This is a genomic window from Pseudomonas citronellolis (assembly GCF_029335315.1).
In the GTDB taxonomy this organism is placed as follows: domain Bacteria; phylum Pseudomonadota; class Gammaproteobacteria; order Pseudomonadales; family Pseudomonadaceae; genus Pseudomonas; species Pseudomonas citronellolis_A.
This window is the reverse complement of record NZ_JARJLT010000116.1, coordinates 38361-46933: the sequence shown is the minus strand read 5'-3', so window position 1 is coordinate 46933 and position 8573 is coordinate 38361. Positions and strand designations below refer to the sequence as shown.

At 64.1% G+C, this 8573-nt stretch carries 12 protein-coding genes; 1 reads left to right on the top strand and 11 read right to left on the bottom strand.

Annotated features, from left to right (window positions below; all coding sequences use genetic code 11):
- Positions 1–1066, top strand: a 1066-nt coding sequence (locus P3W75_RS10075) for a sigma-54 interaction domain-containing protein (protein WP_276227235.1), incomplete at its 5' end; no start/stop codon positions are given.
- A 388-nt stretch (positions 1067–1454) separates the two neighbouring features.
- On the opposite strand, the gene P3W75_RS10070 is transcribed toward P3W75_RS10075, so the two are convergent.
- From P3W75_RS10070 to P3W75_RS10020, 11 genes are read right to left on the bottom strand one after another with little or no spacing between them, the layout of a single operon-like run.
- Entirely contained in the window at positions 1455–1823 is a 369-nt protein-coding gene (locus P3W75_RS10070; RefSeq protein WP_276227234.1) for a Mor transcription activator family protein, read from the bottom strand.
- On the bottom strand, positions 1820–2398 hold the full coding sequence (locus P3W75_RS10065; RefSeq protein WP_276227233.1) for a gp16 family protein: 579 nt from the start codon (positions 2396–2398) through the stop codon (positions 1820–1822). The genes P3W75_RS10070 and P3W75_RS10065 overlap by 4 nt, the downstream gene beginning before the upstream one ends.
- Positions 2398–2610: a hypothetical protein gene (locus P3W75_RS10060; RefSeq protein WP_276227232.1), complete on the bottom strand. Its 213-nt coding sequence runs from the start codon at positions 2608–2610 to the stop codon at positions 2398–2400. The genes P3W75_RS10065 and P3W75_RS10060 overlap by 1 nt, the downstream gene beginning before the upstream one ends.
- Entirely contained in the window at positions 2600–3313 is a 714-nt protein-coding gene (locus tag P3W75_RS10055) for an HNH endonuclease signature motif containing protein (protein ID WP_276227231.1), read from the bottom strand. Before P3W75_RS10055 ends, P3W75_RS10060 begins: the two co-directional genes overlap by 11 nt.
- Position 3314: 1 nt before the next feature.
- Positions 3315–3716 carry a host nuclease inhibitor protein gene (locus P3W75_RS10050; protein ID WP_276227230.1) on the bottom strand — a complete coding sequence of 134 codons (402 nt, stop codon included), beginning with the start codon at positions 3714–3716 and terminating at the stop codon, positions 3315–3317.
- A gap of 1 nt (position 3717) precedes the next feature.
- Positions 3718–4350, bottom strand: a complete 633-nt coding sequence (locus P3W75_RS10045) for a DUF3164 family protein (protein WP_276227229.1) — start codon at positions 4348–4350, stop codon at positions 3718–3720.
- The gene (locus tag P3W75_RS10040) at positions 4343–5005 is read right to left on the bottom strand and encodes a hypothetical protein (RefSeq protein WP_276227228.1); all 663 of its coding nucleotides are present in this window, start codon (positions 5003–5005) and stop codon (positions 4343–4345) included. Before P3W75_RS10040 ends, P3W75_RS10045 begins: the two co-directional genes overlap by 8 nt.
- The gene (locus P3W75_RS10035) at positions 5005–5292 is read right to left on the bottom strand and encodes a hypothetical protein (protein WP_276227227.1); all 288 of its coding nucleotides are present in this window, start codon (positions 5290–5292) and stop codon (positions 5005–5007) included. The genes P3W75_RS10040 and P3W75_RS10035 overlap by 1 nt, the downstream gene beginning before the upstream one ends.
- Positions 5289–5615, bottom strand: coding sequence for a hypothetical protein (locus P3W75_RS10030; protein ID WP_276227226.1), 327 nt, complete (start codon positions 5613–5615; stop codon positions 5289–5291). Before P3W75_RS10030 ends, P3W75_RS10035 begins: the two co-directional genes overlap by 4 nt.
- A gap of 1 nt (position 5616) precedes the next feature.
- Positions 5617–6795, bottom strand: coding sequence for an ExeA family protein (locus tag P3W75_RS10025; protein ID WP_276227225.1), 1179 nt, complete (start codon positions 6793–6795; stop codon positions 5617–5619).
- Positions 6795–8570, bottom strand: coding sequence for a DDE-type integrase/transposase/recombinase (locus P3W75_RS10020; protein ID WP_276227224.1), 1776 nt, complete (start codon positions 8568–8570; stop codon positions 6795–6797). The genes P3W75_RS10025 and P3W75_RS10020 overlap by 1 nt, the downstream gene beginning before the upstream one ends.
- Between the last annotated feature and the right edge of the window lie 3 nt (positions 8571–8573).

The window sequence follows — 8573 nt, the reverse complement described above, 5'->3', positions numbered from 1 at the left end:
CTCGATCCGGGCAACCGCACAGGTCTTCGAAGACCCGAAATCGCAGGCGCTTCTCTCCCATCTGCAACAGGTCGCCCCCAGTGAGGCCAGCGTCCTGATCAACGGTGAGACCGGTACGGGAAAGGAGCTGGTCGCACGTCACATCCACAACCTCAGCGGGCGCCGCGACCGGCCCTTCGTCGCGGTGAACTGCGGGGCCTTCTCCGCTTCGCTGGTGGAAGCCGAGCTGTTCGGCCACGAGAAGGGCGCCTTCACCGGCGCGTTGAGCGCCAAGGCCGGCTGGTTCGAGGAGGCCAACGGCGGCACCCTGTTCCTCGACGAGATCGGCGACCTGCCGATGGCCATCCAGGTCAAGCTGCTGCGTGTGCTGCAGGAGCGCGAGGTGGTGCGCCTGGGCTCGCGCAAGAGCATCCCGATCAACGTGCGGGTGCTGGCGGCGACCAACGTGCAGCTGGAGAAGGCGATCAACGCCGGACACTTCCGCGAGGACCTCTACTACCGGCTGAACGTGGTCACCCTGCAGTTGCACCCGCTGCGCGAGCGTCCCGGTGACATCCTGCCGCTGGCCCGGCATTTCATCCGCACCTATGGCGGCCGGCTCGGTTTCGAGGAAGTCGGCCTGGCCGAGGCGGCGGTACGCAAGCTGGAGGGCTACGACTGGCCGGGGAACATCCGCGAGCTGGAGAACGTCATCCACCACACCCTGCTGGTGTGCCGTGACGGGCGCATCGAGGCCGACGACCTGCGGCTGTCAGGACCGCGCCCGGAGCGGCCGCGCGGGGAGGCCGCCGGGTATCCCGAGGAAACCCTGGACGCGCAGCTGGAGCGGGCCTTCGCGCAGCTGTTCGCCGAGCGCGGCAAGGACCTCCACGGCCACGTGGAAAGCCTGATGGTGCGCGAGGCCTACCAGTTCTGCCAGGCCAACCAGGTGCACACCGCCGAGCTGCTGGGGCTCAGCCGCAACATCGTGCGCGCGCGGCTGATCGCCCTCGGCGAGCTGGTGGTGAGCAAGCGCCGGCTGCCGACGCCGGTGCGCACGGGGCGCGAGCTGCAGCTGTCGATTTGAGGGGGAGCCCCCTCGTAGGATGGTGTTGAGCGAAGCGATACCCATCACCACGGCTACAGTGCCTGGACCAAGAGCACCCTCTCCCCAGCCCTCTCCCTGAAGGGAGAGGGGGCTTGTCCGTGCCAACGGGAAGAATGGCCTAAGCCGGATACTGTGTGCTAGCCGGCTAACTGCGGAATCTCTCTGCACGCCGAACGGTCCCCTCTCCCTTCAGGGAGAGGGTTAGGGAGAGGGGCGGAGTCGGCCCAATGCACTGGCACAACCTGAGAGGGGGTGAGATATTCCAGGGGGGCGGGGCGCGATAATTCCGGGATATAGCGAGGGTGGCGGGAATAAACCGGGATGGGAAGTGGAAAAGAGTTTCCGTAGGTGAAAAGAGAAGCCGGCGTCAGTCCGCCGGCTCTTCGAGGTCGAATCTCAGCTGGTTCTTATCGACCTTGCTACGGTGATGCTCGCGAATCACTGCGTAGATCCAATCCTCGGTCACGTTGAACTCGCGCACCAGATCGTCAGCATTCGATCCGTCGTACCTTTCTATTATATGTAGCTTGAGGCGCTGCTGGGCTAGCTCGTCCTTTGCCGGAAAGGTGAACGTAATGCCAGCCCAGAGGCGATGGAGTTCAAACGCGATCTCCTCGGCCTCATTGGTGGCCTTCTCTTTCGACACCCCCAAGCGCTCCATCCGGCGAATCATCAGGTCTGCCAGGTCTCTCAACATGCCATTGCGGCGACGAATCTGTTGCGAGCGGATCTTCATACCCCCTCCTTTTTCCCCCGGGCTTCGACAGCAGCGTTCAGCGCATCCACCAGCGCTTTGAGGATTGGACGCTGCCGCTGCCAGCCCTTCGGAAGTTGATCCAAGCCAGCGGCCTGCTCCGGATGCTCGATGCCAAGGCGCTGGCAAAGACGACCGACTTCCGCAAGCAGGTTCCGCTTCTCCTGCTCGACATGAAGCGCCGCCAGCACCGCCTTGACCTGGTCCGGCTTCTTCGCCAGCCAGGCGACCTTTGCCACGCCGAACATCTGCTTGGCGATCTTGTCTGCGTAGCTCCATGGCAGCTTCATGTCAGCCAGCTGCGCCTCGATGACCTGAACCTCGGACGGGAGCTGCGCGAAGTTGTGCGGCTTGCCGGCGGCACGCTTGCTGGGCTGCGGCTTCCAGCCCAGGCGCTCGAACTCCTTCAGCAGCGCCTCCGCCTGGCGCAGGCTCAGATCCTTCGACGAGCCCTTGCCGAACATGCCCTGGAGCTTCTGGCGGTACACATCGTCGGCCAGGCCGAGTTGCTGGCGGGCGATGTGGATCTTGCTGAGCAGTGCTTTCGCGAGGGCCATTACTTGGGCTCCTCGCCTATCTGGAGGAACTTGCTGCGATCAGCGTCGAGCAGCTCCATGGCCTTTACCTCGACCTTGGCCGACTCGATGATCACCGTGCCCACCTGCGCAATCGCCTTGGCTCGTTCGATATCCAGCGGTTCATCCTTATCCAGCAACCCTTCGATGGTGGCGAACAGATGGTTGCGGAGGTCTTCAACTTTATTCTTCATGCTCAATCTCCCGGATGGTGCGTTTGAGCCGGCCAACTGCACGGATTGCGTCTTTCAGCTCCGGCGGATAGCGGTGAATGGTGTTGCGCCGCATGCGTTCGGCGCGGGTGATGAGTTCGAGGTTTTCCAGGACGATGTTCTGCTTGTTGCCGTCCCGGAAGCACAGGCAATGGCCCTCCGGCACCGGGCCGTTGTGCTCCGCCCATAGCAGGGTATGGACCGCGATCCAGTCCTTGGGGGGATAGCCGGTATCGGTGACCTTGCGCTGCAGGTAGCCCTCCTTGCTGAGTCTGTGACTACCGATCGGCAACCAGTTGCCAGGCTTACTGCCTGGCTTGAACTGGGTTTGCGTACTACGCCCGATTGATGGCAGTCCCTTGCGGCCCTTGTTCCATGGGATTGCTCCCTTGATAAATCGGTGGCCGACGCCCTGGGAGCCATCCCAGCGATGCGACAACGAACCTGCGAGGAAGGCTTCCGACTTCTTGAGGCCGAGTTGCTTGGCCTTGCTGTAAAGCATTCGGACTGAGCGGCCGAAATCCGTGGCGATGAGTTCAGTGGGCTCGTCGGCATACCGCCGACGGAGCTGCTCCACCTCATCGTCAGACCAGGCCTTGCGATTCCGGCACGCCTGCCGGTGGCGCATCCGGCGATGCGCCCGGTCAAGGGCCTCCAGGGCAATCTGGCTGAGGACCGTGGCCATGTCAGTCCTCCTCGGCCGGCTCGTTGCGGGTGAGCTGCAGAGGGAACTTGCCGAACCACTCCTGGGCGATCACCAGGCCGATGCGGAAGCCCTTCAGCTTCTCGCCAGTCAGGATGATGGGGTCGCTTTCGCCAAGGTGGATCTCGGCATCCTTGGGCATACCCAGCACCTTTTCGATGTTGCCCATCTTGTTCTGGTGCCAGGTGATCAGCAGCTCGGCAACGCGCTTCAGCTCGGTGTTGGAGCAGAAGTCCTCGAGCATCTCGTACAGCTCGGCTTTGGCCTCCTCCGCGCTCTCCAGGGCATTCCCCTGATCGAACGGGCCGCCAACCAGAGACCAAGCACTAGCAAAGACCTGGGCCTGCTCCATGATGGCGTCAACGCTGATAGTGGTATTGGCCATGTCACACCCCCGCCAGGTCAAGGTTGATCGCTTCGTATTGGTCGGAGTCGCCGACCCGCTCGTACAGCCGGATGTAGCTGCGGCTGCCGTTCACCTGGATCGCGTCGCTGATGGCCTCCATAGCGCGCTTCCAGCGGGGATCGTCGATGTCATGCCGCCGCAGCGCGAGGATGCGCGAGGTTCGCAGCTGCCCAGTGCGGTCAGCGCGGAAGGCGTCGTTGATCACTACCTGCAGGCCGGGGTGGGCGTGCTCGGTCCATTCCCGGAGGCATTCATCGATCAGGCCCTTGGCGGACTGCAGGTGCTCGTTGAACTCGATCAGATCCTGATTTGCACGCAGTAGCTTGTAGCGGCCGTCGTAGCTGGTCAGGGTGAGGTTGCCCTTCGTGCCGCGGGACTTGACGCCATACTGCTCGGCGCTGATCTGCTCCAGGGCCTCGATCTCGCCGAAGGTCTCACGCTTGAACGCTGCCAGCTGTTCGCTGAGCAGCTTGGCCTTCTCGACGGCGACCAGGACCACCTTGTCGCGAAGCAGGTCGCTGGGCTTGATAGCCGCTTCCGGGACCAGGCGGTTGAGCGCGTCTTTGCGGTAGCCGGCCGGGATGTCGGTGGTAGCGGTTTGATTCTCAGCCATGGTTCGGCTCCTTCAGTTCGGTTTCGATGGCACGGTCGACCACGCCGATCGCCGCAAGAATCAGTGCGCCGGCCTTCACCAGGTTGCGGCGCGCATCGAGTGAGGGCTTCCACCAACTGGGTTCCCACGGCCAGAGCTGGGGAACGATCTGGCTGATCTCGGGTAGGCGATCGGGATCACGAAGCTGGCAGAAGGCTTCCTCCGCGTAGCAGGCGGCAGCTATCGCCAGCTCGCCCTGGTGGTGTTCGTCGTCGTGCTCCAGGGAGAAGCCTTCCTCGTAGATTTGCCGGAGGCGCTCCAGCAGGACCAAGTGATAGGCCGCGAGCGTGCCGGGCTGCCCAGTTGCCGAGGCGGCCTCGACGATTGCGGTCTCGACGTCGCCCATCCGGACGAAATCGCAGCCGCGGTACCACAGGAGTTTGTCCAGCAGCATGCCGACGAACATGGCCGGCACTCCGGCTGCCGGGAGACCGGTGACCAGGTCGAACAGCAACGTGCCGTCGTCGTCGACCTGGAAGTTTCCGCGAGTCAGGGGGAAGCGCACGCCATTGATCATGGCGTGGAGGTCCACTTCGGTTCGGTCGCGCTCCAGTCCGCGAGCCATGGTGCCGAGGCGAATGACTAGGTCTTGGGCACTGACAGGTACGTTGTTCATCAGTGCACCCTCTTTGCTGCAGCCTTGGCAGCACGCAGTTCCTGCAGGTTCTCCGCGAGGTAACGCATCTCGGAGTGCAGTTTCGAGAAGTTGTCGGCGATGAACAGGTCCAGCAGCTTCACCAGCAACTGGTTGAGGCGGTTCTGGTCCACCTGCAGCTGGTAGATCTTTTGGTCCTGGCGGAACAGCTTTGCCATCGCCTCTTCGGCGAGGACGCGGACCTCCTGGTCGCCGAGCTGGGCAAGGTGCGCCGCGGAAATGGGTACCCGTGGGGCTGCACTCGTCATTGGTCCTGCTCCTTCACCGGGGTGAGCCAGGCCACGTCGACGCCGCGGATGGTGACGACGTTGTGGGTCGTCTTGCCGACGGTGCGGTACCGCATGCCGCGGACCTCCGACAGGAAGTTGGTCTTGATCAGGTCGGAGTCCTCGGCGCGGATGAAGATGCGGTTGTCCTTCTCGACCAGGGCCTCGATCTCGATGCCCGCGTCGCGAAGCGCGCGGGTCATGGCATTGAATGCTGCGAGGTGCTGGGCAAGCTCGGTCGTCAGGTAGAGCAGCGCCGGCGCGGCCGGCTGCTGCAGAGGCTGGAGCTGGTGGACGGTCCCCATGTCACACCCCCTCGATCACTTCGGCGGTGACACGACCCGCGCCCAGGCTGGCGGCGAGGTTCATGGCGGCCTTGACCAGGTTGGAAATCGCTAGCGGGTAGAGTTGGCTCGTCTTGTCCTTGCCGCTGGTGCTCAGGCGATCGATCACGGCCTGCACGGCGCTGCCGTCCATCACATCGCTGAGCTTCTTCTCGACACGGCAGAGGCGGTGAGTCAGATGCCCTTCCACCTGGTTGACCGCAAGGGGACGCAACCAAGTGATTTCGATGCGCTGGCTGACCTCACGCACGTCGGCGTTGCGAGGCGAAAGCTTTACCGCCAGCTCGGGCTGGCCAATCAAGATGATGGAGATCAGCTTCGTAAAGCCGTCCTCCAGCTCGCGGTATCGTTTCAGATGCTTGAGCAGCGGAACCGAGAGGCTATGAGCCTCCTCGATGATCAGCAGGTGGCGCTGGCCAGCAGCGTTGCTGGCTTTCAGCGCTTCCTCCACCTGGTCGAAGCGATCCTGGGGGCTGGACTTGCGCTTTTCCAACGGGGCGATCGCCTTCATGATCGCCTCGGCAATGTGCAGGGACTTCATGGTTTTGCCCTTCACATCGTTATCTTCGGAGCCGAGCACATGGGGCTTGATGACGATGACCGGAGAACTTTCGCGCCTTAGGCGCAGCTCCAGGTCCTTGCGCAGACTCGACTTGCCGGAGCCAGACTCACCGATCACGGCAAGGAAACCGTCGTGCTTCGCGACCTGGTACATCGACTCCCGGATGTAGCGCATTTCCTGGGTGACATACATGTCGTCAGCGTCGTGCATCTCGTCGAACGGGTCGCGGAACAGTTCAAACGCCTGCTTGGTCGCTGGCAGCAGGGGTTGTTTCGGCATTAGCATGGCTTCGCACTCCTGGTCGGTTACTTGGTCGTTTTCGGTCGGGGATGCCGGAGCCGCCGCGTTGGCGCGCGGCGGCTCCACTTCTTCGAAGGCCTGGCGCACGTCGTCGAACTGCGCGCCCTGGCCCATCAGGTATTCGGTGATGCGCCAGGCCAGCTGCTGCTGGTTCAGCGACTTCGGCCATTGGCCGTGGTTGATCAGCTGGGCGATCGCCGCCGGGCTCAGCTCGACAGCTCGCGCCAGGTCCGCCTGGGTCTTGCTGACGCTGGCCAGCACCTCCTTGAGCTTCAGCATTACGAGTTACCTCCTACAACGCGCAGGCCAGGCCGGGCGGGCCTACGCAGTTGATGGGTGATGGCGTCGAGCTGCTCCTCCGGCACGCCGTTGGGATAGGTCTCCTTCAGCCAGGCCATGGACTCGGAGGTCCATGCGTCGCCGAGGCGCGCGCGCAGCTGCTTGGCGGCCTCGATGTGGTTGAGGGGGGGAATCTCGATCGCCGGCAGCACCAGGTCGTGCTGGGTGCCGCGCCGAGGCATGAAGGTCGGCAGTTGGGCATCCTCGATCCGCTGGTACGGCTTCAGCTGGCCGCCGAAGGGGATAGCGCGGTCCTTGCGGGCCTGCTTCTCTTCCTCCTCGCTCTCAGCGCCCATGGCCAGGCGCTGGGCTTCCTTGCGGGCAATCTGCGCGGGCGTGTCGGCGTGACGCTTGAACTCCTCGTCAACCACCGCCGCAGTGCTGGCGAAGCCGTATTCGCCGCGCTCCAGCTTCGGCACGACGTAGAAGGTCTCGCGGCCGTTCGCGTCGGTGGCCACCACCTGGGCGGCATCGCTTTGCCAGGGATTTCGGGTGATCATCAGCTTGTCGCCGACCATCACGCCGGGCACGGTCGAGACGTCGTACTCAGCGCCCTGGAAGCTGACGCGCAGCTTGGTCGAAACCTTGCGGCTCTCCGGCTCGGCAACCGCGAGTTGGCGGCACACTTCGACGCTCGGCACCTTCACCAGCTCATGCTCGCGGATGCGCAGCCAGGCCGCGGTGCGGTTCATGCCATGGCGCGAGTGAACGGCGGTCGCGTTGAAGTACTCCCGCCAGCGCTTGGCCATGGCGTTCAGCTCGTCCAGGTCGGACACCGGCTGGAAGCGCAAGCCCGCCTCGAACTTCCGTTCGATGATGTTCCGCGCGTTCTCCACCTGGCCTGTCACTCGCGCTGCACCAGGTGCGTGAGCAATGACCTTGATGCCGAGCGAGCGGCACAGGTTGCGAGCCATAGCCGAGGTGTTCGCCGAGCCGGGGTCCATCATCAGGATCTCGGGGCGGCCATGCATGACGTCGGCGCCGCCGCGCTCCTGCATGGCGTTGATCAGCACGTTGCAGAGGTTCTCGCCGCTCTCCGCCCCCATGACGTATTCCAGGTAGATCCAGCCGGCCGCGTGCGAGGTGATCTCATAGGACCAGACGCGGTTGGCGGCAATGCGCGCCAAGTTCCGCGGCTTGTTCTTGTAGAACTGGTCGTGCTCCATCACGCGCAGGCCGTTGGCCTTGGGATCGGCGCCGGGCTTCAGGTAGTAGAGGACGCAGAGCGAGGCGTCGATCTGCCACACGTGGTTCGGGTGCCGGCTGGCCAGCTCGGTGACCGGCGCCGGCTGCATCAGCTGGTCCGGGTGCAGCTTGTAGCCGTGCAGGGCGCGGCCAATGGCGCTCAGCGAGAGCGGACGGATCTCGCCCGAGTCCAGGTCGAAGGTGTCGGCCTTGATCATGCCGCTGGCGCGCAGTGCGTCGACGGCGTCGCCGAGGCTATACAGGCGCTTCTCGTTGCGGCGCGCGGACTCCATCAGCGTTGTGCTGATAAGCAGGGCGTCCTCGCGGCTCAGGGCGCTCTTGCCTGCGTCGGCACGGCGCTTCCGGGCCGGCGCATCCACGGCGACGTCCCCGAGCTTCCGGTAGATAGAGGCCGTGGACATGCCCAGGCGCTGCGCCGCCGCCTCGACCAGTAGGGTACGCTGGCCGCGCGGGGCTTCACGCAGCGCGCGCTCCAGGTCCACAAGGGAGTGGGTGATGACGGCGCTCATGGC

Coding starts and splice junctions, on each gene's coding strand:
- P3W75_RS10045 (WP_276227229.1), bottom strand. CDS start 4,350: ATGGCTGAGAATCAAACCGCTACCACCGACATCCCGGCCGGCTACCGC.
- P3W75_RS10070 (WP_276227234.1), bottom strand. CDS start 1,823: ATGAAGATCCGCTCGCAACAGATTCGTCGCCGCAATGGCATGTTGAGA.
- P3W75_RS10035 (WP_276227227.1), bottom strand. CDS start 5,292: ATGACGAGTGCAGCCCCACGGGTACCCATTTCCGCGGCGCACCTTGCC.
- P3W75_RS10030 (WP_276227226.1), bottom strand. CDS start 5,615: ATGGGGACCGTCCACCAGCTCCAGCCTCTGCAGCAGCCGGCCGCGCCG.
- P3W75_RS10040 (WP_276227228.1), bottom strand. CDS start 5,005: ATGAACAACGTACCTGTCAGTGCCCAAGACCTAGTCATTCGCCTCGGC.
- P3W75_RS10055 (WP_276227231.1), bottom strand. CDS start 3,313: ATGGCCACGGTCCTCAGCCAGATTGCCCTGGAGGCCCTTGACCGGGCG.
- P3W75_RS10020 (WP_276227224.1), bottom strand. CDS start 8,570: ATGAGCGCCGTCATCACCCACTCCCTTGTGGACCTGGAGCGCGCGCTG.
- P3W75_RS10060 (WP_276227232.1), bottom strand. CDS start 2,610: ATGAAGAATAAAGTTGAAGACCTCCGCAACCATCTGTTCGCCACCATC.
- P3W75_RS10050 (WP_276227230.1), bottom strand. CDS start 3,716: ATGGCCAATACCACTATCAGCGTTGACGCCATCATGGAGCAGGCCCAG.
- P3W75_RS10025 (WP_276227225.1), bottom strand. CDS start 6,795: ATGCTGAAGCTCAAGGAGGTGCTGGCCAGCGTCAGCAAGACCCAGGCG.
- P3W75_RS10065 (WP_276227233.1), bottom strand. CDS start 2,398: ATGGCCCTCGCGAAAGCACTGCTCAGCAAGATCCACATCGCCCGCCAG.